The 24,233-nt window shown below is 67.2% G+C and carries 22 protein-coding genes and 1 tRNA gene; 12 read left to right on the plus strand and 11 right to left on the minus strand.

Annotated features, from left to right (window positions below):
- Positions 1 to 10: 10 nt before the first annotated feature.
- Together UAJ10_RS15610 and UAJ10_RS15615 are read right to left on the minus strand one after the other, a co-directional pair.
- Positions 11 to 439: an NAD(P) transhydrogenase subunit alpha part 2 gene (locus tag UAJ10_RS15610; RefSeq protein WP_040848625.1), complete on the minus strand. Its 429-nt coding sequence runs from the start codon at positions 437 to 439 to the stop codon at positions 11 to 13.
- 6 nt (positions 440 to 445) lie between these two features.
- The gene (locus UAJ10_RS15615; protein ID WP_322916179.1) at positions 446 to 1,666 is read right to left on the minus strand and encodes a Re/Si-specific NAD(P)(+) transhydrogenase subunit alpha; all 1,221 of its coding nucleotides are present in this window, start codon (positions 1,664 to 1,666) and stop codon (positions 446 to 448) included.
- Between the two features lie 534 nt (positions 1,667 to 2,200).
- On the opposite strand from UAJ10_RS15615, the gene UAJ10_RS15620 reads away from it, so the two are divergent.
- Positions 2,201 to 2,401, plus strand: a complete 201-nt coding sequence (locus UAJ10_RS15620; protein WP_244909245.1) for a hypothetical protein — start codon at positions 2,201 to 2,203, stop codon at positions 2,399 to 2,401.
- Positions 2,402 to 2,461: 60 nt separating this feature from the next.
- The gene (locus tag UAJ10_RS15625) at positions 2,462 to 2,785 is read left to right on the plus strand and encodes an HNH endonuclease signature motif containing protein (RefSeq protein ID WP_322916180.1); all 324 of its coding nucleotides are present in this window, start codon (positions 2,462 to 2,464) and stop codon (positions 2,783 to 2,785) included.
- 105 nt (positions 2,786 to 2,890) lie between these two features.
- Here UAJ10_RS15625 and rpsU read toward each other — a convergent pair whose 3' ends face one another.
- Positions 2,891 to 3,094: a 30S ribosomal protein S21 gene (gene rpsU, locus UAJ10_RS15630; protein WP_012567245.1), complete on the minus strand. Its 204-nt coding sequence runs from the start codon at positions 3,092 to 3,094 to the stop codon at positions 2,891 to 2,893.
- A 346-nt stretch (positions 3,095 to 3,440) separates the two neighbouring features.
- Here rpsU and def point away from each other — a divergent pair, with 346 nt between their 5' ends.
- Together def and UAJ10_RS15640 are read left to right on the plus strand one after the other, a co-directional pair.
- Entirely contained in the window at positions 3,441 to 3,980 is a 540-nt protein-coding gene (gene def, locus UAJ10_RS15635) for a peptide deformylase (RefSeq protein WP_322916181.1), read from the plus strand.
- A gap of 106 nt (positions 3,981 to 4,086) precedes the next feature.
- Entirely contained in the window at positions 4,087 to 4,806 is a 720-nt protein-coding gene (locus tag UAJ10_RS15640) for a COQ9 family protein (RefSeq protein ID WP_322916182.1), read from the plus strand.
- A 23-nt stretch (positions 4,807 to 4,829) separates the two neighbouring features.
- Here the strand turns inward: UAJ10_RS15640 and UAJ10_RS15645 are convergent, their stop codons facing one another.
- The 4 genes from UAJ10_RS15645 to UAJ10_RS15660 all read right to left on the minus strand — a co-directional run bounded on the left by UAJ10_RS15645 (position 4,830) and on the right by UAJ10_RS15660 (position 10,168).
- Entirely contained in the window at positions 4,830 to 5,969 is a 1,140-nt protein-coding gene (locus UAJ10_RS15645; protein WP_322916183.1) for a M14 family metallopeptidase, read from the minus strand.
- A gap of 179 nt (positions 5,970 to 6,148) precedes the next feature.
- The gene (locus UAJ10_RS15650; RefSeq protein WP_322916184.1) at positions 6,149 to 6,331 is read right to left on the minus strand and encodes a hypothetical protein; all 183 of its coding nucleotides are present in this window, start codon (positions 6,329 to 6,331) and stop codon (positions 6,149 to 6,151) included.
- A gap of 107 nt (positions 6,332 to 6,438) precedes the next feature.
- Positions 6,439 to 8,247 (minus strand): patatin-like phospholipase domain-containing protein, encoded by a 1,809-nt coding sequence (locus tag UAJ10_RS15655; protein ID WP_322916185.1) that lies wholly within the window; start codon positions 8,245 to 8,247, stop codon positions 6,439 to 6,441.
- 250 nt (positions 8,248 to 8,497) lie between these two features.
- On the minus strand, positions 8,498 to 10,168 hold the full coding sequence (locus UAJ10_RS15660; protein WP_322916186.1) for an MFS transporter: 1,671 nt from the start codon (positions 10,166 to 10,168) through the stop codon (positions 8,498 to 8,500).
- Positions 10,169 to 10,759: 591 nt separating this feature from the next.
- On the opposite strand from UAJ10_RS15660, the gene UAJ10_RS15665 reads away from it, so the two are divergent.
- Both UAJ10_RS15665 and UAJ10_RS15670 read left to right on the plus strand, forming a co-directional pair.
- A tRNA-Ile gene (locus tag UAJ10_RS15665) sits at positions 10,760 to 10,835 on the plus strand.
- Between the two features lie 198 nt (positions 10,836 to 11,033).
- Positions 11,034 to 12,248 carry an FAD-dependent oxidoreductase gene (locus UAJ10_RS15670; RefSeq protein WP_322916187.1) on the plus strand — a complete coding sequence of 405 codons (1,215 nt, stop codon included), beginning with the start codon at positions 11,034 to 11,036 and terminating at the stop codon, positions 12,246 to 12,248.
- A 15-nt stretch (positions 12,249 to 12,263) separates the two neighbouring features.
- Here the strand turns inward: UAJ10_RS15670 and UAJ10_RS15675 are convergent, their stop codons facing one another.
- Positions 12,264 to 13,187 carry a LysR family transcriptional regulator gene (locus tag UAJ10_RS15675; RefSeq protein ID WP_322916188.1) on the minus strand — a complete coding sequence of 308 codons (924 nt, stop codon included), beginning with the start codon at positions 13,185 to 13,187 and terminating at the stop codon, positions 12,264 to 12,266.
- Between the two features lie 92 nt (positions 13,188 to 13,279).
- Between UAJ10_RS15675 and UAJ10_RS15680 the strand changes: the two genes are divergently transcribed.
- The 4 genes from UAJ10_RS15680 to UAJ10_RS15695 all read left to right on the plus strand — a co-directional run bounded on the left by UAJ10_RS15680 (position 13,280) and on the right by UAJ10_RS15695 (position 17,579).
- Positions 13,280 to 14,536 (plus strand): MFS transporter, encoded by a 1,257-nt coding sequence (locus UAJ10_RS15680; RefSeq protein WP_322916189.1) that lies wholly within the window; start codon positions 13,280 to 13,282, stop codon positions 14,534 to 14,536.
- Positions 14,537 to 14,685: 149 nt separating this feature from the next.
- The gene (locus UAJ10_RS15685) at positions 14,686 to 15,453 is read left to right on the plus strand and encodes a class I SAM-dependent methyltransferase (RefSeq protein WP_322916190.1); all 768 of its coding nucleotides are present in this window, start codon (positions 14,686 to 14,688) and stop codon (positions 15,451 to 15,453) included.
- A 105-nt stretch (positions 15,454 to 15,558) separates the two neighbouring features.
- A complete protein-coding gene (locus UAJ10_RS15690) occupies positions 15,559 to 16,464 on the plus strand; it encodes a phosphorylase family protein (RefSeq protein WP_322916191.1) in 906 nt (301 codons plus the stop codon).
- Positions 16,465 to 16,574: 110 nt separating this feature from the next.
- The gene (locus tag UAJ10_RS15695) at positions 16,575 to 17,579 is read left to right on the plus strand and encodes an LLM class flavin-dependent oxidoreductase (RefSeq protein WP_322916192.1); all 1,005 of its coding nucleotides are present in this window, start codon (positions 16,575 to 16,577) and stop codon (positions 17,577 to 17,579) included.
- A gap of 83 nt (positions 17,580 to 17,662) precedes the next feature.
- Here UAJ10_RS15695 and UAJ10_RS15700 read toward each other — a convergent pair whose 3' ends face one another.
- The 3 genes from UAJ10_RS15700 to rimO all read right to left on the minus strand — a co-directional run bounded on the left by UAJ10_RS15700 (position 17,663) and on the right by rimO (position 22,811).
- The gene (locus tag UAJ10_RS15700; RefSeq protein ID WP_322916193.1) at positions 17,663 to 19,339 is read right to left on the minus strand and encodes a M28 family metallopeptidase; all 1,677 of its coding nucleotides are present in this window, start codon (positions 19,337 to 19,339) and stop codon (positions 17,663 to 17,665) included.
- A 172-nt stretch (positions 19,340 to 19,511) separates the two neighbouring features.
- Positions 19,512 to 21,188 (minus strand): M28 family peptidase, encoded by a 1,677-nt coding sequence (locus UAJ10_RS15705; protein WP_322916194.1) that lies wholly within the window; start codon positions 21,186 to 21,188, stop codon positions 19,512 to 19,514.
- 252 nt (positions 21,189 to 21,440) lie between these two features.
- Entirely contained in the window at positions 21,441 to 22,811 is a 1,371-nt protein-coding gene (gene rimO, locus UAJ10_RS15710) for a 30S ribosomal protein S12 methylthiotransferase RimO (RefSeq protein WP_416235371.1), read from the minus strand.
- Positions 22,812 to 23,350: 539 nt separating this feature from the next.
- Here rimO and rpsL point away from each other — a divergent pair.
- Both rpsL and rpsG read left to right on the plus strand, forming a co-directional pair.
- Positions 23,351 to 23,722 (plus strand): 30S ribosomal protein S12, encoded by a 372-nt coding sequence (gene rpsL / locus UAJ10_RS15715; RefSeq protein ID WP_004274236.1) that lies wholly within the window; start codon positions 23,351 to 23,353, stop codon positions 23,720 to 23,722.
- Positions 23,723 to 23,733: 11 nt separating this feature from the next.
- On the plus strand, positions 23,734 to 24,204 hold the full coding sequence (rpsG, locus tag UAJ10_RS15720) for a 30S ribosomal protein S7 (RefSeq protein WP_088871760.1): 471 nt from the start codon (positions 23,734 to 23,736) through the stop codon (positions 24,202 to 24,204).
- Positions 24,205 to 24,233: the final 29 nt, after the last annotated feature.

The following is a 24,233-nucleotide window of genomic DNA, read 5'->3' on the forward strand; positions in this document are numbered from 1 at the left end:
TCCGGCCCCCTTACTTCTTGGCGCCCTGGGCAGGGGCCTTTTTCTTGTACATGGCCAGCATGCGCTGGGTGACCATGAAGCCCCCGAAGATGTTCACCGACGCCAGGATGACGGCCAGAAAGCCCATCACCATGGAGAAGCCGAAGTGGTGGGCGCCCGTGGCGATCAGCGCGCCGACGATGATGACCGACGACACCGCGTTGGTGACGCTCATCAGCGGGCTGTGCAGGGCCGGCGTCACCCGCCAGACCACGTAGTAGCCGACGAACACCGCCAGGACGAAGACCGTCAGGCCGGTGACGATGAAGGGCATGCCCTGCTGGGCTTGGTCGGTGGCGATCTGCGTCGCCTGGTTGGCGACGTTGGCGGCCTGCTCGGCCAGCTTCTGCGCGTTGGTGGCGAGGTCGGCCGCGTTCTTGGCGTAGTTTTGCGCGTCCATGGGGGCTTACTCCGCTTTCTCGGGCGCGGCGGCCGGTTCGGCGGCCGGGGTGGGCTCGGGCGTGGCCGCCACGGGCGGTGGGGGCGGCGGCGCGGCGGCCGGGGCGAAGGTCGGGTGGACGACGGCGCCGTCGCGCGTCAGGGCCGTGCCCTTGATGATGTCGTCGTTCCAGTCGATCTTCAGGGCCTTGGTTTCCTTGTCCACCAGGGGGGTGAGGAAGTTCAGCAGGTTCTTGGCGTAGAGCGCGCTGCTGTCCACGGCGATGCGGCTGGGCACGTTGGTGTGGCCCACGATCTTCACGCCGTACTTCTCGACGATCTTCCCGGGCTCGCTGCCCTCGACATTGCCGCCCTGTTCCACCGCCAGGTCCACGACCACGGCGCCGGTCTTCATGGTGCGCAGCATGGCGTCGGTCACCAGCACCGGGGCCTTGCGGCCGGGGATCAGCGCCGTGGTGATGACGATGTCCTGCTTCTTGATGGTCTCGGCCACCAGGGCCGCCTGCTTGGCCCGGTACTCGGCGCTCATCTCCTTGGCGTAGCCGCCGGCGGTCTGCGCCTGCTGGAACTCCTCATCCTCCACCGCGACGAAGGTGGCGCCCAGCGACTGCACCTGTTCCTTGGTGGCCGGGCGCACGTCGGTGGCCGAGACGATGGCGCCCAGGCGGCGGGCGGTGGCGATGGCCTGCAGGCCAGCGACGCCCACGCCCATGATGAAGGCGCGGGCCGGCGGCACGGTGCCGGCGGCCGTCATCATCATGGGGAAGGCGCGGCCGAACTCGTACGCCGCGTCCAGCACGGCGCGGTATCCGGCCAGGTTGGCCTGGCTGGACAGCACGTCCATGCTCTGCGCGCGGGTGATGCGGGGGATGAACTCCATGGCGAAGGCGTCGACGCCGGCGTCGGCGTAGCTCTTCACCCGGTCCGCGTCGCCGTAGGGACTGAGGATGGCGGCCAGCTTGGCGCCGCGCTTGATCAGCGCCAGCTCTTCCGGTTCCGGCCGCTGCACCTTCAGCACCACGTCCGCGTCGGCCAGGGTGCTGGCGGCGTCGGGCGCGATGGTGGCGCCGGCGGCGGTGAACGCGTCATCGGTGATGGCGGCGCCGACGCCGGCGCCCGTCTCGATGGTGACGTCGAAGCCGAGCCCGACGAATTTCCGTACCGTCTCGGGCGAGGCGGCGACGCGCAGCTCCCCCGGTCGACGTTCTTTAAGTACGCCGATTTTCATTGGTTACGCTCCCCATGATCGCTGGGCCCCATGACGCTGGGTTTGGGCCAGCTTGATTCAATTTGGCCGCGAGAAGGTTTTTATCGCGGAAGGGTGATGACGCTGGGCCACCATGACCTATCCGGTAATCTTTGTGAAGAAGCGGAGGGGCATGCGCATGGAACCGTCACGATACGTGCAAGGCTTCGCAGCAAAAGTGATTAATGCCATCCGTTCATCCCCCTCTCCATTGCCCCTCCCCGTTATAGGGGTGTACAGGCGAAAGTGGAATTGTCCACCGGTTACCATAAGGGCCAGCCATGCGAGGTGCCAGGAAGGGCCCGCCGAATTGGGTGCCCCGGAAGGAGATAGGGTGAGCGAGGACGCGCCGCGAGGCCAGGGGCGAAAAAGGCCTATACGGGACATTGGGGTGGTTTGGTCCAAATCACGCCGTTAAACTGCGCCCGGTGTTCCCCCGTCCGGCGTTGAACCGTCATCAGACAGCAACGGCCTTACAGGACGCGGGTGACGCCCATGTGGACGAGAGAATTCGTGATGACCGATTCCCATGCGCTGGCCGCGGCCGGGCGCGCCCTGTTCAAGGAACTGACGGAAGCCGGCCGCCCCGTGGTGGGCGTGGGCATCGGCGAGGGCCTTATCTATCTGCGGGTCACGGCCCCGGACCATGGCGCGCCGGAAAACTACAACGGCTATCCCGTGGTGGTGTTCGGTGAGGACGGCGCCCGCCGCCATTGAGACTATACTCCCCCGGCCCTGACGCATCAGGACCGGGAAGGGGACATGGGCCGGAAATCCATGAGAATCGGTGGGCCGCCGGAAGGGGCGACCCCTGGCGCGCCACCGGGCCTCTGCGCCCTGTGCGGCAGGCCCCTGGTGCCGGGCCGGTCGGTGGAACAGCATCACCTGGTGCCGCGCAGCGCGGGCGGCCGGGTGACGGTGCCTCTGCACCGCGTCTGCCACCGCAAAATCCATGCTGAATTGACCGAGCGGGAATTGGCCGGGCCCTACGCCACGGTGGACGCCCTGCGCGCCCACCCCGCCATCGACGCCTTCATCCGCTGGGTGGCCAATAAGCCGCCCGAGTTCGTGACCCGGACTGAACCGAGGCGCCGGGTATAACCGATGGCATGCCTTGGCATTTCACGCGAATAGCAGGCATGACAAAAGCCGCCCACTGAGCTTCAGGGGCGGCTCCGTCCGTGCGTCTGACAGCGCGTGAAAGGCTTAGTAGCCCTCGCGCTCCAGACGCTTGCGCAGCAGCTTGCGGGCGCGGCGAATGGCCTCGGCCTTCTCACGGGCGCGCTTCTCCGAGGGCTTCTCGTAGTTGCGACGCAGCTTCATCTCGCGGAAAATGCCTTCGCGCTGCATCTTCTTCTTGAGAGCGCGGAGGGCCTGATCGACGTTGTTGTCACGAACCAGCACTTGCACGGGACGTCACCACTCCAAACAGAGTAAAAGGTTAACGGGTAATAGCCAAGACGCACGGTCGCGCAGGCAGCCCGATCGGAGGCCGGTGGTATAACACAGGCCCCCCGCCCTGTGAAGTGAATCCCGCCATGGCCGCGCGGGGCCCCCATGCGTCCCGGGGATGGGCGTCCCGGGGATGGGCCGTGATCCGGCCGTGATCGCTTTATCCAAAGGACAGGCGGCGGGGTGCAGGGTGACAGGGCGCCCTAACCGGTGGAAACTAACAGGGTACCACCTATATCGGCTTGAGGGCGCGCTGGCGCGGGGCTTGGCGGCACTTGATCGAAGATCCGGGGAAGGGGGAACGTTGGCCATCCTGAAGATCGCCCGCATGGGCCATCCGGTGCTGCGCCGTCCGGCCGTGCCGGTGGAGGAGCCGATACCCGCGGTGGTCCGCCAGCTGGCCCAGGACATGATTGAAACCATGGTCGATTCCTCGGGCGTGGGCTTGGCGGCCCCCCAGGTGCATGTCGGCTGGCGCGTCATCGTTTTCCGCGTCCCGCCGGAACGGGCGGGCGGGGAGACCGTCGACGTCCAGGTGCTGGTCAACCCGGTGGTGGAGCCCCTGTCGGAGGAGATGCAGTTCGGCTGGGAAGGCTGCCTGTCCATCCCCGGTCTGCGCGGCGCCGTGCCCCGCTACAACCACATCCGCTATCGCGGCCTGGCCCTGGATGGATCGGTGGTGGAACGCGAGGCGCGGGGTTTCCACGCCCGCGTGGTTCAGCATGAGTGCGACCACCTGGACGGCGTGCTGTACCTGGATCGCATGAACGACCTCCGCTTCCTCAGCTTCACGGAGGAAATGAAGTATTTCGGCACCGATTCGGTACCCAAGCTGCCCGGTTGAGCCGATACTGTTTCCCTTCGAGGGGGTAGAGGTGGGCGGCGGTGCGCGCCTATACTGGCGCCCAACCCGCGGCCGCCGGCCGCCCGTCCGTTGCAAGGGACAGCCCATGGTCACCCCTGACACCCTCGCCGCGTCCCCGTCCCACCCCCATGATGGGTTGGTGGATGAGCGCCTGGTTTTGCGCGACCGGCTGATGCTGGCCGTCCTGCCGCACGTGGCCTTCGACGGCTGGTCGGACGCGGCGTTGCGCCAGGGCGCGGCCGATGCGGGCATGGGGCAGGCCCAACTGGCGGCCCTGTTCCCCGGCGGCGTGGCCGACGTGGTGGCGCAGTTCAGCGACTGGGCCGACCGCGCCATGCTGGCGCAGCTGGCGGGCCGGGACCTGGCCACGATGAAGGTGCGGGCGCGGGTCACCCTGGCGGTGCGCGTGCGCCTGGAACTGCTGGCGCCGTGGACGGAGGCGGTGCAGCGCGCCAGTTCCTTCCTGGCGCTGCCCACCCATGCCGGCCTGGCCGCCCGCCTGCTGTACCGCACGGTGGATGCCGCCTGGTACGCCGCCGGCGACCAGTCGACCGACTTCAACTATTACACCAAGCGGGCCCTGCTGGCCGCCGTGCAGACCGCCACCGTGCTGTACTGGCTGAGCGACCGCTCGCCCGACCATGCCGACACCTGGGCCTTCCTCGACCGCCGGATCGAGAACGTCATGGCGGTGGGCAAGGGCCTGGCGACCTTCTCGCTGCCCAAGCTGTCGTCGCTGAAAAGCTGGGGCGGCCTGGTGCCCTCACCCCTGCGCTTCTCCCGCCATCTGCGCCAACGGGCGTGAGGGGCCCCGCGATCGGCGCGATATCAGAAGGAGTCGGCGAGCAGCCGGAAGACCGTGTCCGCCTCGCTCAGCACCTTGCCACGCCAGCCGGGATCGGCGGGATTGAACAGATCGCGGAAGTTGTCCGTGACCGTGGTGCAGATCGCCTGGGAATTACAGCCGTGGAAGTGGGCCTGGTTCTCCAGGATCATGCGGGTCGCGCTGCCCAATTGGGCGGTGATGCCTGTTCCCAAGGTGCCGTATTCCAGGGTCAGGGCCAGGATGTTGCCGCGATCCGATCCCAGGGTGGGGACGTAGTCGATGACGTCGCCGCTGGTGGGGAAATCGTCGCTGGTGTGGATGACGATGCCGTCCTTTTCATGGCCGGCCAGCAAGGTGGCGAAGGTCGTCATCAAGGGCTCGGCCGGCTTCTTGCCCTTGATGATGGCCAGCACGCCGGCGTCGCCCAGCCCGGTGTGCAGGTCGAGGAACAGAACCTTGCCGTAAGCGGGACTGGCCACCAGCGGCGACAGGATGCTTTTCAGGAATTCCGTTTGTTGGGCGGGGCCGCCGCCGCCATAGTTCAGGCCGGCTGGATGGCTGTATTGTCCCATGTCCAGGCCTATCAGGATGTCGCGCTTATTGAAGCCGGCGGTGACGTACCGGCTCAGCAGGCCAACATCGCCTTTCAAGGAACCCAGCAGGGCGTCGCCGACGGGCGCGTCGGGTTCCAGCACCGGTCGCAGCTGCTCATAGCTGGAGTTCTTCGTTTGGAACAGCCTGCCGTCGGCATCGAAATTGCGGTTCAGGTTGACGTTGAAGCCGTCGGTGCGCCGGTTGTTCTTGAAGCCGTAGGGGTCAAGGGCGTGGATGAACAGGACGTCCACCCCCCTTTCCAGAAAGCGCGCCAGATATTTGCGCATCACCATGCGCTGGACGGCGGCTCCCGCCGGGCCCTCGACCCCATGGATACCCGACTGGACAACCAGAAGGCGATCGCCGCCGTGGCCGTAGAAGGCATAGTCGATCGTGAGATCGTTGTCCTTGTCGTCACGGACGGCATAGCTGCGGCAAAAGTCGTCCGCCCTCCGCAGCAGGACGGCGCAATCCTGGCGGAAGGCGGCGCGGGAGGCGGTGTAGTCCGCCGGGAAGGTATCGTCCAGGGCCGGAGGTGGGGCCGCCATGCTGGAGTGGGGAAGTGCCCCGCAGGCCAGGAGCGCCAACCCGAGAAGCAACCTGATCGTCGTCGTTCTTTCCATGCGGTGTATCCCCGTCTGCGATGACGTTGAGGCCCTTCCTGCCGATGGGAGCTATAGCCGGCTGCGTTTAATCGGAACCACAGCCGGCTATAACTGAATCCGCTCTAAGGGGTGGCGTTGGAAACGACAACGGCCGAAGAGCCATCATCCAGGGCGCAGACGGCGGCTAGACGCCGTGCCACCGAGGTTTTGCCATCCTGGTAGGCTTTCAGCTTGTCCTTGAAAGCTTGATGCAGGCTGAGGTTCAGCAGAATGGCCTTCTGCTGCTCCTCATCTCCCCCCATCATGTTGCATTCTTCCGGCAATTGGGAAATGAGCGGCGCCGGGGATTGGTTTTCCCGCTCCCGCTGGATCAGGGCGAGGTGACCGCCAGGGCAGTTGAGGAAGGCGCCATTCAGGATCCTTTTCTCGGGAGGGGCGAGGGCCAGGTTCTGGCAAATCTCCTCCATGCGCAGGGCGGTCGCCCAGCGTGCGGCATGGCGCAAGCACAGGGCGTCTTCTTTCCCCATGTTGGCAAGCGCCAGAATGTCCCCATCCACCATCTTGGCTTTCTCGAACAGGCATTGGGGGTGCACTTTTCCCAGCTGCAGCGCCTGGCGGATTTCCGGCTTCGCCACCTGGGCGTAGGCCAGGGCCTGTATCGTGGCGAACGTATTGGCGGCCCCCGCGCCAGCCGGTCTGCCCTGGCAGTCCACAGGCAGCGGCGGGGGGCGACATAGGCCGGGCCCCGGTGGGCGCCGGTCAACTGCAGGGCGTTGAGATCGCAGACGGCAGCGTCGGCGATGAACGTGGGGATGGTGCCGCCGGTGCTGTAATCGTCCAGGGTGACAAGGCCGATCTCCAGCGGCGTGATCAGGACGTCGGCGCGTTGCAGGTTCACCGACGCCTCGTCGATGTCAGCCCGGTAGAGCCGATTGCGTAGGTTGTATCCGCTGGCGGAATAGGCGTCCGTCGCTTGGCCGATCCGTTGGACCGAGCCGTAGAGGAAATTCACCAGGGTGAGCGGCAGGTTTTTCAGGACGCCGGCGCTGGAATTCGTGCCCGTCGCCTCCGTCACGCTCGTGTTCACGACCAACGCCAGGGCGCGATCGCTGTCCCTGAAGCAGTCGGGCCGGACCGTGTTCACGGCCATGCCGCGCTCCAGCGCCGGGCACGGGACATGTTGGGAAAGGTCCGAGCGCTGTTCGCTGCCCGCCAGTTCCGCCAATGTTTCGAAGACCTCGATCAGGCCTTGATTGTCATTGGCGCCGCCATCGGTCAGGGTTAGCCAGGTCTGGGGCTTTTTCAGGCAACTGGCCCGCTGTCTTTCGGCTTCTGCGCTGCCCGGCGGCGCTGGAGGGTTCAGGCCGTCCGCCGCCGCCGCAAGGTCCGCCTGATCGCAGAAGCTATAATTGGTCAGCACGCCATAGCCGATGAGGGCGGGAAAGGCGGCGGAGGAGGCGACCCCGTAGCTCAAGGGGAAGGTGGTCAAATCGGACTTGATGCGGCTGAAGTAATATTGGGTGAAGGCGAAGTGCAGTTGTTCGTCCGCGGTCCGCCGCCGAAGCATATGTTTATTTTCCGACAATTCGGTCAAAGACCGGAAGTTCGATACCAGCGTGCTGTTCAGGACGAGGACGGGTCTACGGGGATTGAGGTCGCCGAAGTTGAAGCCTGTGCCGCCACTCTTGCCGTCTTGAAAATATGTCCTGTCAATGAAATCGGCGAATTCGGTCACCGGAACCGAATTGGGCCTGCCGGGCAGCAGGGCGTTCCCTAGGCCTTTCCACACCATGGGCTCGAAGCCCTGGCTGACCGTCGCCATCGCTGGCTCATATTTCCAGGGCGGCTGACGGCGCGGTGGCACGTTCGGTGCGTCCGTTCCGTCGACGGACAGGGCGTAGTAGGCCGCCGCGAAGCTGCCCCCTGAAACGGAGGAGAGCATGCCGACATGGGGCAACAACCCCACGGCATCCAGGTAGAACATGGACTCGGCGGAGAAGATCGTGGCCTTCATGCCCCCGCCCGATAGGGATAGGCTGATGAAGTCCTTGCCGTCCTCCGGGCATCCCTCATCACCTCGGCAGGATGGCGCTGCGCGCCAATGCAAAGCGCGGGCGGGCTCGGTTTCGCTTCCCCTTGAGTTCTTTGGGTCCGGCAGCGAGCCTTGACAGGCGGCAAGCATCAGCAGCACGCCAAGAACCATGAAAGGTCCGCGCATCATACAGCCCTCCCAGATATCGGATGGGATCGCCTGTGCGATATGGATATATCAATAAAGTTACCACAACCATTGATATATTTATAGCGCAATATGTGCTATTTTTAGCTTTTTATTCTGGCCGGTGCGTATTCTGGCCGGTGCGCTTGAAACGCGAAGCTGGTGGATTGGGCGGCCACGGAGCGGCGCATGAAAAAAGGGCCCGGACGGGATGTCCGGGCCCTTGATTTCCACGTCGCCGGACGGCGACGCCTTACTTGTCGTGGCTGATTTCCGTGTCCTTGGTTTCCCGCACGAACAGCAGGCCGATCACGAAGGTGATGGCGGCCACGATGATCGGGTACCACAGGCCGGCGTACATCTGGCCGGTGGTGACCACGATGGCCAGCGAGATGGCGGGCAGGAAGCCGCCGAACCAGCCGTTGCCGATATGGTAGGGCAGGGACATGGAAGTGTAGCGGATGCGCGACGGGAACATCTCCACCAACATGGCGGCGATGGGGCCGTAGACCAGGGTCACGTAGATGACCAGGACCCACAGCAGGAAGGTCAGCGCCGGCTTGTTGATGGCGGCGTCATCGGCCTTGGCCGGATAGCCGGCGGCCTTGACCGCGTCCGCCACCGCCTTGTCGAAGGCGGCCTTCTTCTCCTTGGCGTCCGGCGCCTTGGCGTCATAGCTGTCGATGACCGTGTCGCCGATCTTGATCTGCGCCACGGAACCGGCGCCGCCGTCGACCGAGCTGTAGGGCACGCTCTTGCCCACCAGCGCCGCCTTGGCCACGTCGCAGCTGGACGTGAATTTGGACGTGCCGGCCACGTTCAGCTGCCAGGTGCACTCCGCCGGGTCGGCGGTCACCGTGGCCGGGCTGGCGGCCATGGCGGCCTCCAGGGCCGGATTGCCGAAGTGGGTGATGCCCCGGAAGATGGGGAAGTAGGTCAGGATGGCCAGGGCCAGGCCGGCCAGGATGACCTTCTTGCGGCCGATGCGGTCCGACAGCGCGCCGAACACCACGAAGAAGGGGGTGGCGAACAGCAGGGCGACGGCCGCCAGGGTGTCGGCGGTGTTGGGGTCGATCTTCAGCGTGCTCTTCAGGAAGATCTGGGCATAGAACTGGCCGCAATACCAGACGACGGCCTGGCCGGCGACGACGCCGAACAGGGCCAGCAGCACGAACTTCAGGTTATAGAGGTTGCCGAAGCTTTCCAGGATGGGGGAGGACGAGGTCTTGCCCTCCGCCTTCATCTTCTTGAACAGTGGCGATTCGTCCAGCTGCAGGCGGATCCAGAGGGACACCGCCAGCAGCAGCAGCGACACCAGGAAGGGGATGCGCCAGCCCCAGGCTTCGAAGTCCGCCTTCTCCAGGCTGGTGCGGCAGGCCAGGATGACCAGCAGCGACAGGAACAGGCCGCCGGTGGCGGTGATCTGGATCCAGGCGGTATAGGAACCGCGCTTGCCATGGGGCGCGTGCTCCGCCACGTACGTGGCGGCACCGCCGTACTCGCCGCCCAGCGCCAGGCCTTGCAGCAGGCGCAGGGAGATCAGCAGGATGGGCGACAGGACGCCCACCGAGTCATAGCTGGGCAGGAAACCGATGACGGCCGTCGACAGGCCCATGATGACGATGGTGACGAGGAAGGTGTACTTGCGGCCCACCAGGTCGCCCAGCCGGCCGAAGACCAGGGCGCCGAAGGGGCGGACGAAGAAGCCGGCCGCGAAGCCCAGCAGCGTGAACACGTCCTTGGCGCCCTGCGTCGGCAGGCCCGAGAAGAAGCGGGCGCTGATGATGGCGGCCAAGGAACCGTACAGATAGAAATCATACCACTCGAACACGGTGCCGAGGGACGAGGCGAAGATGACCTTGCGCTCCTCCCTCGTCATGCCGGTCGAGGCCCCCTTGGTACTGCTGCTGGCGATGTTCGCCATCGTGACTTCCTCCCATGGATGTTCTGGTATTGGCTGCGGCGGGGGCGGTGCGGGCGCTGCCGCCGATGCCGGAGGTTCGGCGGGTGGATGCGCCGTGCCGTCAATGGCCCCCGCGGGGCCTGGTGACAGGCAAGGCCGATCGGGTGGTCCGCATGCGGGACGTCCCGAACCAGGCTTGCCCGAACCAGGCGTGTATGTCGGATTGCTGCCGCTGGCCCCCCTTCGCGTTCGTCCCCCTGGTGCCGAGGCGCGCAATGGCCCCCGGACCCGACACTCAACCGCTTTGGCGGGCCCCGTTGGCCGGAACCTCATGCGGGTCGCCCTGATGCGGGGCCCGCGTTCGCCGGGCGCCTGTTACCGCTACCCAAAGTGACAGCGCGGCCATTTGCCGCCTGGACAAAGGATTTCGATACGACTCCAAGCCCTGCAAAGGTAGCACCTCAGTCCTGAGCCGGCAACATGGCATTCACCCGCCAACACACGCCAAATCAAAAGGATAGCGGCGCGTTTCCAACGGTTTGGGCGGTGTCGTAAAAAATTTATGAAGGGTGTTGCAAGCCGCTGCCTCACCCGGCAAAGTGCGCCCCGCGTGGGCCTGTAGCTCAACGGTTAGAGCCGGCCGCTCATAACGGTCTGGTTGCAGGTTCGAATCCTGCCGGGCCCACCATTCTCTCCCAGCATCCCGCATGGTTTCAGGGCGCCACCAACCCATGCTTGGCAACGTGCGGCCGGTGGGGCGCAAGCCGTCCCTTGGTTTCGGCCGACGTGGCCCAGACTCCTGGTTTATCAGGATAATCTTTTATCCTATCGTTTCCGGTCGGCGGCACCTAAAGGGGGCGGCCCGCAATCAACACGGGGGGATGGCATGGCGGTTGAGCGGATGAACGGCCTGGGCGTGGGCCGGCGCGACCTGCTGGCGGGGGCGGGCGCCGCGCTGATGCTGGCCGGCTGCGCGGTCAATGTTGAGGGGGGGCGGCATGGCGGCGCGCCGGAGGCGGCACGGTCGCCCCTGGCGCTGACGCCCATCCGGGCCACGCCCGACCGCATCACCCGCATCACCGTCTGCACGCGCCCCTTCCGCGCCCAGGGGCCCAGGCTGGAGGTGGAGCGCATCGGCCAGAAGCTGGTGGTCCATCATTACGGCCATGGCGGTAGCGGCTGGTCCCTGTCGTGGGGGACCGGCCTGGTCGCCACGGAGAAGGCCATGGCCCTGGGCGAGCGCGACATCGCCGTCATCGGCTGCGGCGCCATCGGCCTGACCACGGCGCTGCAGCTGCAGCGCGCCGGCGCCAAGGTCACCATCTATGCCAAGGACCTGCCGCCCGACACCCGCTCCAGCTTCGCCACCGGCGTCTGGTCGCCGGACTCGCGCATCTGCCTGGAACAGTACGCCACGCCGGAGTTCAAGGCGTTGTGGGCGCGCATGTGCCTGACCTCCTTCCAGGCCTACCAGAGCCTGCTGGGCCTGCCCGGCACGCCCGTCGAGTGGGTGGACAACTACAACGTCTCGGACCAGGCCAACCGGGAGCGGCACGAGCCGGTGACCGACGGCCGGCCCCCATTCGCCGACAGCTTGCAGCATGAGCTGCTGCCCACCCTGACGCCGCATGCCGTCGACGTGCCGGCGGGCCTGCACCCCTTCGGCGCGCGCTTCGTCCGCCGCAACACCAACATGGTGTTCAACATCTCCAGCTACGCCCGCCTGCTGTTGGATGAGTTCCACGCCAATGGCGGCCGCATCGAGGTGCGGGAGTTCCACACCCCGGCGGATTTCGCCGGCGTGGCCCAGAAGGTGCTGGTGAACTGCACCGGCTATGGCGCCCGCGCCCTGTTGGGCGATACCTCCATCATCCCCGTGCGGGGCCAATTGGCGCGCATGATCCCGCAGGAGGAAGTGCACTACGGCCTGTTCTACAATGGCGTTTCCTTCGTGCCCCGGCGCGACGGTTTCGTCTTCCAGGCGGTGGGGCCGGACGACTATTACGGCTACAACGACGACAGCATCGAACCCGACCGCCCGCTGGCGGAACAGTCGGTGCGCATCATCGCCGGCCTGTTCCCGCCGCCGGCCTTCGGCTGAGGGGGCGGCCAGGCCTCAGCAGCCCATCCCCTCCGCCACCGCCGCCACCTGCTGGCGCAGCCAGACATGGCCGGGATCGGCCTGGTGGCGGGGATGCCAGGCGGCCATGAAGTCATAGCTGCGCCGGTTGGGCAGGGGCAGGTCGAACAGGTCCAGCTTTTCGGCGTAGCGGCGGGCCAGGCGGCTGGGCAGGACGCAGAGATAATCCGTGGCCAGCAGGATGGGCACCGCCAGCATGAACTGGTGGATGGACAGGGCCACCCGCCGCTGCCGCCCCAGCCGCTCCAGATCCTCATCCACGAAACCGACGAAGCCGCCGCCGTTGGTGGACACCAGGATGTGCTCCTGCGCGCAATAGCCGTCCAGGTCCAGGGGCCCGGCGCCGCGCGGATGGCCCTTGCGCTGGGCCACCAGATAGCGTTCGCCCGCCAGGCGGCGCACGGTCATGCCGGTCTGGACCATGTTCTGCGAGCCGATCAGCAAATCGACCTCGCCCCGCTGCATCTGGCCCAGGATGCGTTCCGCGTTGGGCGCGCGGAAGGACAGGCGGATGCCCGGGCCGGCCACGGCGCGCAAACGCTCCATCAGGCCCAGGCCCACCGCCACTGTGCTGTTGTCACTGGCGGCGATGGCGAAGTCGCGCGTGGCCGTCAGGGGGTCGAAGGCCGGCGGTCGGCGCACCACCGTCTCCAGCTCCTGCAAGGCGGCGCGCAAGGGGGCCTGCAGTTCCAGCGCCCGCTGGGTAGGCACCATGCCCCGCCCAGTTTCGGAGGGCACGAACAGGGGATCGTGGAACAGGTCGCGCAGGCGGGCCAGTTGCGCCGACAGGGCTGGCTGGCTGATGCCCAGGCGCGCGGCCGCCCGGGTGACGTTGGCCTGGTCCAGCAGCGCGTCCAGCGAGACCAGCAGGTTCAGGTCCACACCCCTGAGATCGATCATGGTTATGGGTCCAATATTGATGATCGATTTCAATTATAGCCAAGCGGGAACTATCTCACCAGGGCATCGCCAATCCCGAGGAGGCCTGCCCCATGTCCCACCCCGCCCCCCATCCGGAACCGGCCGCCCCGTGGCCAGCCTGGCCTCTGCGCCTGTTGGCGCTGGCCTATTTCACCATGGGCACCGGCACCTTGGCGGTGGTGGGGGCGCTGCCCCCCATCGCCGCCTCGCTGTCCTTGTCCCCCAGCGCGGTGGCGCTGATGGTGTCCGCCTTCGCCGCCACCTTCGCCGTCGCCGCCCCGGTGGTGCAAATGGTGGCGGGGCACCTGCCGCGCCGCACCCTGTTGCTGGCCGGCCTGGGCATCTTGGGCGCCAGCACCCTGCTGTCGGCCGGGGTGGCCAGCTATCCCCTGCTGCTGCTCTTGCGTATCCTCTCGGGCGTGGGGGCCGCCTGCGTCGGGCCGGTGGTGTCGGCTCTGGGCAGCACGCTGGTGCCGGCCCAGCGCCAGGGCCGGGCCTTGGCCATCGTCTTCAGCGGCATGACCATGGCGTCCGTCGTCGGCCTGCCGCTGTCCGCCTGGCTGGGGGAACAGATCGGCTGGCGCCCGCTGTTCGTCGGCCTGGGTGTATGGACCTGGGGCGTGGCGCTGGCCGTGGCGCTGGGGGTGAAGGACCGGGGGCGGGGCCATGCGGTGGGCCTGGGGCAACTGGCGGCCGTCCTGCGACGGCCGGGCGTGGCGGGGGGCGTCGCCCTCATGGTCTGCCAGATGGCGGGCCTGTTCACCACCATCACCCTGATCAACCCGCTGCTGCGCGACCGCTTCGGCGCCGACACGGCGCAGACATCGCTGGCCCTCATGGTGCTGGGCCTGTCGGGGCTGGCCGGCAATTATCTCGCCCGCTGGCTGGCCGACCTGTGGTCCGCCGACCGGCTGGTGGCCATCAGCCTGGGCGGCCTGACCGCCATGTTCCTGGCCATGGCCGGCGCCCCCGCCCGGCTGTGGGCCGCCCTGGCCCTGCTGGTGCTGTGGGCGCTGGCCAACGACCTGTTCATGCCGTCGCAGCAGCGGCGCATGGTGGAACTGGCGCCGGATGTGCGCGGCTTGGTGTTGGCCCTGAATTCGTCGGCCCTTTATGTCGGCATGGCCGCCGGCTCCTTCACCGCCGGCGCGGTCGAGCCCCTGGTCGGGGTGGGAATGCTGCCGCTGGTGTCGGCCGGCTTCATGGCGGCAGGCTTGGGTTTGCTGGCCGCCTCCCGGCGGCGGCGCGCCGTGACAAACGCCCCTGGGGCTGTGGCCGGCGCTGCCAGGAACGTCCAGCCCGCGGCGGCTTGCCCTGCGGCGCGATGACCCGGCGGTTGCAATTCCGTCGTTTTTTCCAGGGTGCGGGATTGATTTATGGCGCCGGCTCCGCACTTTCTAGCGGCAGCCGGCCGCAAGGGACCTGATCGGGGGCCCATCCTTGGCCAAAGGCTGACATCCAGGGAGGGAAGGGAACAATGTCTCGCGTCTCCGTCATCGCGCTGGCCCTGGGGCTGGCCGCGTCCAGCCTGTCGCTTGCCGCCAGCGCCGCCACCGCGCCGTCACCCGCGATCACCGCCGCCGTCGCCGACAGCAACCGGCCCCAGGCCGACAAGGACCGCGACGCCGACCGCAAGCCGGCCGAGATGCTGGCCTTCGCCGAGGTGAAGCCGGGCGACAAGGTGGTGGATTTCATGCCGGGCGCCGGCTACTTCACCCGCCTGTTCGCCAAGGCGGTAGGCCCCAAGGGGCGAGTTTACAGCCTGCTGCCCGGTGAGTTGGCCACCCGCTCGCAAAAGGCGGTGGATGGGCAGAAGGCCCTGGCCCAGGACAAGGCCTATGGCAACATCGTTCCGCTGATCCAGGCGGTGAACGCCCCGTCCATCCCGGAAAAGGTCGATGTGGTCTGGACCTCGCAGAACTACCACGACCTGCATGACGCCTTCCTGGGCCCGGCGGACGTGGCGGCCTTCAACAAGGCTATCTTCAGCGCGCTGAAGCCCGGCGGCGTCTATATCGTGCTGGACCATGCCGGCGAGACGGGTTCGGGCCTGCGCGACACGGACACCTTGCACCGTATCGATCCCGAAACGGTGAAAAAGGAGGTGGAGGCCGCGGGCTTCGTGTTCGACGGCCAGGACGACGCCCTGCACAACACGGCGGACAACCACACGCTCAAGGTCTTCGACCCCGCGCTGCGCGGCCACACCGACCAGTTCGTCTTCAGGTTCCGCAAGCCGAAGTAAAAGCGTCCTTCACCACGGGGGCTGCGCCAGGGCCGCTTTGGCCATTGCGCAGCCCTTTGTTTTTGCGGACCCTTTAGCCATCAAGACCACGAAGGGGGACGGGGCATGGCGAAAGGGATCGCGGCGTTGGTTGTGGGCCTGGTGATGGTTGGGATGGCGGGGCCGATGCCAGCCGCCGAGGCCCCTTACCGGGCGCTGGACGGCTATGCCCGCCACGGTCATCAGGAACGGCTGAACACCCCGGCCGATGAGGTCGACTGGCTGCGCAAGAACCGCTTCGTGCATGGCGAGCTGGACGATTTCCCCGCCGACGCCATCGTGCTGCACCGGGTGGACGTGGAAACCTACCTGGACCAGGCGGGGTTCCAGGGCAGCTACACCCACCTGTCCTACGGCTTCACCGACCCCACCGACCTGTGGGTGGTGCGCAAGGCAGGCACCGCGCCCTTCGTCGTGGCGCGCGGCCTACCCGGCGCCGGCGGCATCACCACCCAGGTGGCGGAGTTGCAGGCCCTGGGGGCGCGCCGAATCATCCATGTCGGCACGGCGGGCCTGTTGTCGCCGGACGTGCCCTATGGCCAGATCATCGTGTCGGACGGTTCCTACCGCGACGGCGGCGCCTTCCTGCTGGCGCCCGACGCGCGGGAGCAGGTGGCGCGGCCGGACCGGGAATTCACCGCCCGGGTGCGCGCCGCCGCCGCCCGTTCCGGCCTACCCAGCGCCCGGGGCGTCGGCTACACCATGCCCATCTACTATTTCCAGCCGGGCAGCATCCTGCGCGACCTGCTGGCCATCAAAGGCCCGGACAAGCCCACTTTCGTGGAGATGGAGGAGGGGCCGTTCTTCACCTTGGCCACCCTGATGGGGCTGAAGGCCGCCAGCGTGGTCGTGGGGTCCGACCGCCTGGTCAACGACGGCGGCCACCTGCGCCAGTCGCTGTGGGACGGTGACCTGGACGCCCTGGAACTGGCGGCGTTCAAGGTGGCGGTGGAAGCGGTGACCGCCCCGTGAGTGCCGGGGGCGGGGCGGCCTGTGACCGGCCTCACCTCGAAAAGTCGCGCGGACATGCTTAGGTAAGCTCTGGCAGTTCCGTCGCGGTTCGAAGAAAGGCCGGTCCCCCCGTGTCGCTTCCCATTCCCCTGTCCGTCCTCGACCTTTCCCCCATCGTCGAGGGCGGCACCGCCGCCCAGGCCCTGCGCAACACGCTGGACCTGGCCCGCCATGCCGAGGCCCTGGGCTACCGCCGCTTCTGGGTGGCGGAGCATCACAACATGACGGGCATCGCCAGCGCCGCCACCTCGGTGGTCATCGGTTATATCGCCGGCGGCACCAAGAGCATCCGCGTGGGCGCCGGCGGCATCATGCTGCCCAACCATGCTCCACTGGTGATCGCGGAACAGTTCGGCACGCTGGAATCCCTCTATCCCGGCCGCATCGACCTGGGCCTGGGCCGCGCGCCGGGCAGCGACCAGCGTACCGCCTGGGCATTGCGGCGCGACCGCTCGGACAACGGCGACAACTTCCCCCGCGACGTGCAGGAACTGCAGGCCTATTTCCGCCCGGCGCAGCCCGGGCAGGCGGTGCGGGCCGTGCCCGGCGCCGGCTTGGACGTGCCGCTCTGGATTCTGGGGTCCAGCACCTTCGGCGCCCGGCTGGCGGCGGAACTGGGTCTGCCCTACGCCTTCGCCTCCCACTTCGCGCCCGACCAGTTGCTGGAGGCGCTGCACGTCTACCGCCAGTACTACAAGCCCACCGCGGCCAATCCCAAGCCGCACGCCATGGTCGGTATCAATGTCTTCGCCGCCGACACGGACCAGGAGGCGGAGGTGCTGTTCACATCCCTGCAGGATCGGTTCGTGGCCTTGGCCCGGGGCAACCCCGGCCCCCTGCGGCCGCCCCAGCCGGGCGTGCAGTGGAGCCCGGAGGAACGCGCCTGGGCCGACCGGGCGCTGCGCTATTCCGTGGTCGGCGGGCCGGAGACGGTGCGCCACGGCCTCGACGCCATCCTGCGACAGACAGGGGCGGATGAGATCATGGTGACCGCCGCCATCCACGACCATGCCGCCCGCCGGCGATCCTTCCAGATCACGGCCCAGGTGGCCGGGCTGGCGCCACGTCTGGATTGAACCTGGGAAATCCTGTCCCGCGCCCGGCGTGGGATGGCGCACAGGAAAAGAGGCCGCCCCCCGCCGGGACGGCCCCTTTTGTCTTACTTGCCCATCGACTTGTCGCGGGCGGCCTTGAACTCTGCCTTGTCGTACCATTTCGGCCAGTCGGTGCCGAAGGCCAGCGGGCGGCTGAGGTCATAGATCATGTTGACCTCCATGGCGCCGCCGCTGAGGTCCAGGTCCGGCGACCATTTGTCGGAGGGCTGATGGTAGTGGAGGCGGGTGAACTCGTCCTCCTTGGTCTTGCCCCACTCGGCGCCGTTCGCCACGCTGTCGATGCCGCTGTGGGCGTAGATCACCGGGATGCCGATCTTGGCCAGGTTGAAGTGGTCGGAGCGGTAGTAGTAGCCGCGCTCGGGGAAGGGCTCCTGGTTCAGGGCCATCATATGGGCGTCGGTCCAGGCCTTCAGCCTGTCCTCCAGGTCGGACTTGCGCCCGCCCACCAGCACGACGTCGCGGGTCAGGCCGACGCTGCTCAGCATGTCCATGTTGAAGCCCGCGACCGTCTTGTTGGGCGCGAACAGGGGATGCTGGGCATAATACTCGGACCCTAACAGGCCTTGCTCCTCCGCCGTGTAGGCGATGAACAGCAGGGTGCGGTCGGGCTTGGGGCCCTTGGTGTAGCGCTTGGCCAGCTCGATCAGGCCGGCGACGCCGGAGGCGTTGTCCATGGCGCCGTGGTAGATGGTGTCGCCGTTGATGGCCGGGCCGATGCCCAGATGGTCCCAGTGCGCGCCGACCAGCACCATCTCATCCGGGTGCTTGGCGCCCGGGATGGTGCCGATGACGTTGTGGGAGATGACGTCACGCTCCGTCGGCGTGATGCCGACCGACATCTTCAGGGGCAGGGGTACGGCCTTGAAGCCGCGCCGCGCGGCGCTGTCCTTCAGCGTGTTGAAATCCAGGCCAGCGGCCTGGAACACGGCCTTGGCCTGGTCCAGCTGCATCCAGCCTTCCACGGCGGAGCGGGTCTTCAGCCCGCCGTCGGCCGGCATGAGGCTCAGCTTGGGGATGCTGCCGCCGTTGGCGACCACGCCCCAGGGATAGCCCGCGGCGCGCGTCTCATGCACGATGATGGCGGCGGTGGCGCCGTGCCGGGCCGCTTCCTCGAACTTGTAGACCCAGCGGCCGTACCAGGTCATGGCGCCGCCGCCGAACAGCGTGGCGTCGCCGGTGGCGTAGCCGGGGTCGTTCACCAGGATGACCACCGTCTTGCCGCGCACGTCGACGCCGGCATAATCGTCCCAGCCGAATTCCGGCGCCGTTATGCCGTAGCCCACGAACACCATGTCGTTGTCCTTGACCTGGACATGGGGCGTGCGCTGGCGGGTCCAGACGATCATGTCGCTGAAATAGTTCAGCGACAGCGGTTCCGCCTTGGGGCCGGTGATGACCATGGGGCCGTCGGCCTTGCTGACGATCTCCGTCAGCGGCACATCCTGCAGGTAGCCGCCGTCCACCGCCGGCTTCAGGCCGATCTTCTTGAACTGGTCCTGGATGTAGGCGATGGCCTTGTCCTCGCCCACCGTGCCGGGCTTGCGGCCCTGGAACTCATCGGACGCCAGGATGCGGATATGCTCGGACAGGGCCTGGGCCGTCACCGGGGCCACGTCCTTCGTGACCTTGTCGGCCGCCAGCGCCGGCAGGGCCATCGTCGCGGCGAGGGCCAGCGCCGCCGTGCCTTTCAGCAGGCGGGCGCGTCTGTTGTGGGGTCGCATGGGGTGCTTGCGTTCCTTATCTTATGCGGGGCGTGTCCATTGGCGTCCCTCAAACCGCCCATGCCCCCTGCCTGGGGTCATGGGTGTCGGCGGGGTTGCGACCGGGCGGCCGCCTCCCCGACGGAAAATGGGCCGCCGGATCCCTTCTGCCAGGGTACCGGCGGCCACACGCTCATTTGCCCTGGGACTTGTCCCGGGCGGCCTTGAACTCGGCCTTGTCGTACCACTGGGGCCAGGCGTCGCTGGACGCCAGGTCGCGGCTGATGTCGTACCACATGTTGACTTGAAGGGCGCCGCCGCGCAGGTCCATGGCCGGCGACCATTCGTCGGACGGCTGGTGGTAGTGCAGGCGCGTGTACTCCTCCTCCTTCGCCTTGCCCCACTCCGCGCCGTGCTCCACGCTGTCGATGCCCATGCCGGCGTCGATGACGGGGATGCCGACCTTGGCCAGGTTGAAATGGTCGGAGCGGTAGTAATAGCCGCGCTCGGGGAAGGGTTCGGGGTTCACGACCATGCCGTGGGCGTCGGTCCAGGCCTTCAGCCGTTCCTCCAGGTCGGACTTCTTGCCGCCGACCAGGACCACATCATGCACGGGGCCCAGCACGCCCAGGCCGTCCATGTTGAAGCCGGCCACCGTCTTGCCCGCCGGGTACAGCGGGTGCTGGGCATAGTATTCCGAGCCCAGCAGGCCCTGTTCCTCCGCCGTGTAGGCGATGAACAGCAGGGTGCGGTCCGGCTTGGGACCGTGGGTGTAGCGCTTGGCCATCTCGATCAGGCCGGCGACGCCCGTGGCGTTGTCCAGCGCGCCGTTGTAGATGGTGTCGCCGTTGACCGCCGGGCCCACGCCCAGGTGGTCCCAGTGCGCGCCCACCAGCACCACCTCGTCCGGGCGCTTGGTGCCGGGAACGATGCCGACCACGTTGTGCGAGACGACGTCGCGCACCACGGGGGTGATGCCCACCGACATCTTGGCGTTCATGGGCACGGCCTTGAAGCCGCGCCGGGCGGCGCTGTCCTTCAGCGTGCCGTAGTCCAGGCCGGCGGCCGCGAACAGCTCCTTGGCCACGTCCAACTGCACCCAGCCTTCCACGGCCGACCGGCTCTGCAGCCCGCCATCGGCGGGCATCAGGGTCAGCTTGGGCACGCTGTTGCTGTTGGCGACCACGCCCCAAGGGTAACCGGCGGCGCGCGTCTCATGCACGATGATGGCGGCGGCCGCGCCATGGCGGGCCGCTTCCTCATACTTGTAAGGCCAGCGGCCATACCAGGTCATGGCCCCACCGCCGAACAGGGCGGGGTCGCCGGTGGCGAAGCCCGGGTCGTTCACCAGGATGACCACCGTCTTGCCCTTCACGTCCACGCCGGCATAGTCGTCCCAGCCGAATTCCGGCGCCGTGATGCCGTAGCCGACGAACACCAGGTCGCTGTCCTTGACCTCGGCATGGGTGGTGCGCTGCCGGTTCCAGACGATCATCTGGCTGAAGTACTCGTACGACAGGCTCTTGGCCTGGCCGTCCTTGCCCGTGGCCGTGAACACCATGGGGCCATCGGCCTTGCTGGTGACCTCGGTCATGGGCACGTCCTGCAGGTAGCCCTTGGCGCCGGCCGCGGGTTTCAGCCCGATCTTTTTGAACTGCTCCTGGATGTAGGCGATGGTCTTCTCCTCGCCCACGGTTCCGGGCTTGCGGCCCTGGAAGTCGTCGGAGGCGAGGATCTTGACGTGGGCCGACAGGGCCTCGGGCGTTACCGGGGCGGCGTCCTTGGCCTGCCCCACCGTCGCGGCCCCGACATCGAGCGCGAGGGCCGCGGCGATCAGCGCCGTGGTCCCTGTGCGTAGTCTGGCTCCCATAAGTGCGAATCCCCATTGTCTTGGTCGTGTCGCCGGCGGTTACCCCGCGATAGCGCCGCTTGGGGCGAGAGCATACGGGGGCACCGCCCGGGAATCCAAGACCCTGGGTGGGGGCGTTGACGAAAGTTGGATATTGGATATGGGGCGTCGGGTGGCTGACGGCTTGCCCCTGGCTCCGGCTTACCGAAGACGAAAGGGTCCGGCCATCGCTGGCCGAACCCTTCATGGCGGGGACGGAATAGGGCCCGGAACTTAAGCGTCCACGCGGGTGCCCCACAGGTCGTATTCCTCGGCGTGCTCCACCGTCACCTGGACGATGTCGCCCACCGCCACGCTGGTGTCGCCGTTCAGGAAGACGCTGCCGTCGATCTCCGGGGCGTCGGCGGCGGACCGGCCGATGGCGCCTTCCTCGTCGACCTCGTCGATGATGACGTCGATGGTGCGGCCCACCTTGGCCTGCATGCGCTCCTCGCTGATGGCTTGCTGATGGGCCATCAGGCGGTTCCAGCGCTCCTCCTTCACCTCATCCGGCACGGCGCCGTCCAGGGCGTTGGCGGGGGCGCCGTCCACGGCCTCATACTTGAAGCAGCCCAGCCGGTCGATCTTTGCCTCCGACAGCCAGTCCAGCAGGAACTGGAAATCCTGCTCGGTCTCGCCGGGGAAGCCGACGATGAAGGTGGAGCGGATGGTGAGGTCGGGGCAGATGTCGCGCCAGCCTCGAATCCGGTCCAGCACCTTTTCCTGGTTGGCCGGCCGCTTCATGGCCTTCAGCACGTTGGGGCTGGCGTGCTGGAAGGGGATGTCCAGATAGGGCAGCACCAGGCCTTCCGCCATCAGGGGGATGACCTCGTCCACATGCGGGTAGGGGTAGACGTAGTGCAGGCGCACCCAGGCGCCCAGACCACCCAGCTCGCGGGCCAGGTCGGTCATGTGGGCGCGGACCTTGCGGCCCTTGAAGTCGCTCTCGGCGTGGCGCAGGTCCAGGCCGTAGGCGCTGGTGTCCTGCGAGATCACCATCAGCTCGCGCACGCCGGCGTTCACCAGGCGCTCCGCCTCGCGCAACACGTTGCCGGCCGGCCGGCTGGCCAGGTCGCCGCGCAGCGAGGGGATGATGCAGAAGCTGCAGCGGTGGTTGCAGCCCTCGGAAATCTTCAGATAGGCGTAATGGCGCGGCGTCAGGCGCAGGCCCTCGGGCGGCACCAGGTCGGTGTAGGGGTTGTGCACTGGCGGCAGGTGGTCGTGCACCGCCGACACCACCTGCTCGTACTGGTGGGGACCGGTGACGGCCAGGACGTTGGGGTACATCTCGCGGATGCGGCCCTCTTCCACGCCCATGCAGCCGGTGACGATGACGCGGCCGTTCTCGCGCATGGCCTCGCCGATGGCGTCCAGGCTTTCCTGCTTGGCGCTGTCCAGGAAGCCGCAGGTGTTGACCAGCACCACGTCGGCGTCGTCATAGCTGGGCGACACCTCATACCCTTCCGAGCGCAGCTTGGTCAGGATGCGCTCGCTGTCGACCAGGGCCTTGGGACAGCCCAGGCTGACGATGCCGACCTTGGGCGCGCCAATGGGGGCGGCGCCGGAAGGGGAGGCGTTGGAGGTGATGAGGGTGGGCTTGCTCATGGCGGCGCTCGGGAATCCCAAAGGGCGCCCACGATGGAACCCGCGCCGCATGCGGTCGGCGACAAGTCCCCCTCGAAGGCGCGCTTGCACTATACTATAAGGTGAGCGGCATCGTCGTGGACGCGGGCGCTCGTCTGGCCCGGGTATATAGCGGCAGCCGGCCCTTTTGCCCATCCCCCGCGATCTGTGACGGGCGTGCCAGGCGCGCAGGGGAGGGGCCCGCAATTGTGGGGCCGCCCCCTGTTCTGGACGCACGGCTTACCCTGGATTTTTGACTCCAGGGCGCTTGACGGGCGGGGCCGACCTCCATATAGTCCGCCCACATTTTTCGAGGGGCAGGCTGTAGGCCGCCCTTGCGGGCTAGACGCTGTCTCTCAAAAAGACCCCCTCGAAAATCTGTATAGCCGCACCCGAGTCCTTGTTCGGACGGCGTTTGCAAGGCCCGCGCGGAGCCAGTCAGTGCTTCGTGACGGGACTTTCGTCGTTCTGGGCATGCGTTTGGGTGCCTTGTTGTTGGAACTGTGAACCGAGAGCGGTAGATGCCGACGATCAACCAGTTGATCCGCAAGTCCCGTGAGGGCGTGCCGGAGCGGGACAAGGTCCCGGCGTTGCAGGAATGCCCCCAGAAGCGCGGTGTCTGCACGCGCGTCTACACGACCACCCCGAAGAAGCCGAACTCGGCGCTGCGTAAGGTCGCCCGCGTGCGGCTGACCAACGGCCACGAGGTCATCAGCTACATCCCCGGCGAGGGTCACAACCTGCAGGAACACTCCGTGGTGATGATCCGCGGCGGCCGTGTGAAGGACCTTCCCGGCGTGCGCTATCACATCATCCGCGGTTCGTTGGATACCCAGGGCGTGAAGGACCGTCGCCAGCGTCGGTCCAAGTACGGCGCCAAGCGTCCGAAGTAAGGAGTTATCTCATGTCCCGTCGTCGTCGCGCCGAGAAGCGTGAAGTCCTGCCGGATGCCAAGTACGGCGATACCGTGCTGACGAAGTTCATGAACTGCCTGATGTACGACGGTAAGAAGTCCGTCGCCGAGCAGATCGTGTACGGCGCTTTGGAGCGTATCGAGGGCAAGGTGAAGGCTGATCCCATTCAGCTGTTCCACGATGCCCTGAACAACGTCCGTCCCTACCTGGAAGTGCGTTCCCGCCGCGTCGGCGGTGCGACGTACCAGGTGCCGGTTGAGGTCCGTCAGGACCGCGCCCAGGCCCTGGCCATCCGTTGGCTGATCGCCGCCGCCCGCGGCCGGTCGGAGAACACGATGACCGAGCGCCTGTCGGGTGAGCTGCTGGACGCGGCCAACCAGCGCGGCGTTGCCGTGAAGAAGCGTGAAGACACCCACCGTATGGCGGAGGCCAACAAGGCCTTCTCGCACTACCGGTGGTAAGGCTGGGACCAGCTTAGGCCTTAAGGAAT

Origin of the sequence: Nitrospirillum guaranorum (assembly GCF_034653275.1) — a bacterium.
Lineage (GTDB): Bacteria > Pseudomonadota > Alphaproteobacteria > Azospirillales > Azospirillaceae > Nitrospirillum.

What these genes read in the sequence shown, in the direction of transcription:
- UAJ10_RS15675 (WP_322916188.1), bottom strand. Translation starts at nt 13,187, where the DNA reads ATGATCGATCTCAGGGGTGTGGACCTGAACCTGCTGGTCTCGCTGGAC.
- UAJ10_RS15610 (WP_040848625.1), bottom strand. Translation starts at nt 439, where the DNA reads ATGGACGCGCAAAACTACGCCAAGAACGCGGCCGACCTCGCCACCAAC.
- UAJ10_RS15620 (WP_244909245.1), top strand. Translation starts at nt 2,201, where the DNA reads ATGACCGATTCCCATGCGCTGGCCGCGGCCGGGCGCGCCCTGTTCAAG.
- UAJ10_RS15670 (WP_322916187.1), top strand. Translation starts at nt 11,034, where the DNA reads ATGGCGGTTGAGCGGATGAACGGCCTGGGCGTGGGCCGGCGCGACCTG.
- UAJ10_RS15700 (WP_322916193.1), bottom strand. Translation starts at nt 19,339, where the DNA reads ATGCGACCCCACAACAGACGCGCCCGCCTGCTGAAAGGCACGGCGGCG.
- UAJ10_RS15660 (WP_322916186.1), bottom strand. Translation starts at nt 10,168, where the DNA reads ATGGCGAACATCGCCAGCAGCAGTACCAAGGGGGCCTCGACCGGCATG.
- UAJ10_RS15685 (WP_322916190.1), top strand. Translation starts at nt 14,686, where the DNA reads ATGTCTCGCGTCTCCGTCATCGCGCTGGCCCTGGGGCTGGCCGCGTCC.
- UAJ10_RS15625 (WP_322916180.1), top strand. Translation starts at nt 2,462, where the DNA reads ATGAGAATCGGTGGGCCGCCGGAAGGGGCGACCCCTGGCGCGCCACCG.
- UAJ10_RS15645 (WP_322916183.1), bottom strand. Translation starts at nt 5,969, where the DNA reads ATGGCGGCCCCACCTCCGGCCCTGGACGATACCTTCCCGGCGGACTAC.
- UAJ10_RS15640 (WP_322916182.1), top strand. Translation starts at nt 4,087, where the DNA reads ATGGTCACCCCTGACACCCTCGCCGCGTCCCCGTCCCACCCCCATGAT.
- UAJ10_RS15690 (WP_322916191.1), top strand. Translation starts at nt 15,559, where the DNA reads ATGGCGAAAGGGATCGCGGCGTTGGTTGTGGGCCTGGTGATGGTTGGG.
- rpsG (WP_088871760.1), top strand. Translation starts at nt 23,734, where the DNA reads ATGTCCCGTCGTCGTCGCGCCGAGAAGCGTGAAGTCCTGCCGGATGCC.
- UAJ10_RS15655 (WP_322916185.1), bottom strand. Translation starts at nt 8,247, where the DNA reads ATGATGCGCGGACCTTTCATGGTTCTTGGCGTGCTGCTGATGCTTGCC.
- UAJ10_RS15615 (WP_322916179.1), bottom strand. Translation starts at nt 1,666, where the DNA reads ATGAAAATCGGCGTACTTAAAGAACGTCGACCGGGGGAGCTGCGCGTC.
- rimO (WP_416235371.1), bottom strand. Translation starts at nt 22,811, where the DNA reads ATGAGCAAGCCCACCCTCATCACCTCCAACGCCTCCCCTTCCGGCGCC.
- UAJ10_RS15680 (WP_322916189.1), top strand. Translation starts at nt 13,280, where the DNA reads ATGTCCCACCCCGCCCCCCATCCGGAACCGGCCGCCCCGTGGCCAGCC.
- UAJ10_RS15650 (WP_322916184.1), bottom strand. Translation starts at nt 6,331, where the DNA reads ATGATGGGGGGAGATGAGGAGCAGCAGAAGGCCATTCTGCTGAACCTC.
- rpsL (WP_004274236.1), top strand. Translation starts at nt 23,351, where the DNA reads ATGCCGACGATCAACCAGTTGATCCGCAAGTCCCGTGAGGGCGTGCCG.
- UAJ10_RS15705 (WP_322916194.1), bottom strand. Translation starts at nt 21,188, where the DNA reads ATGGGAGCCAGACTACGCACAGGGACCACGGCGCTGATCGCCGCGGCC.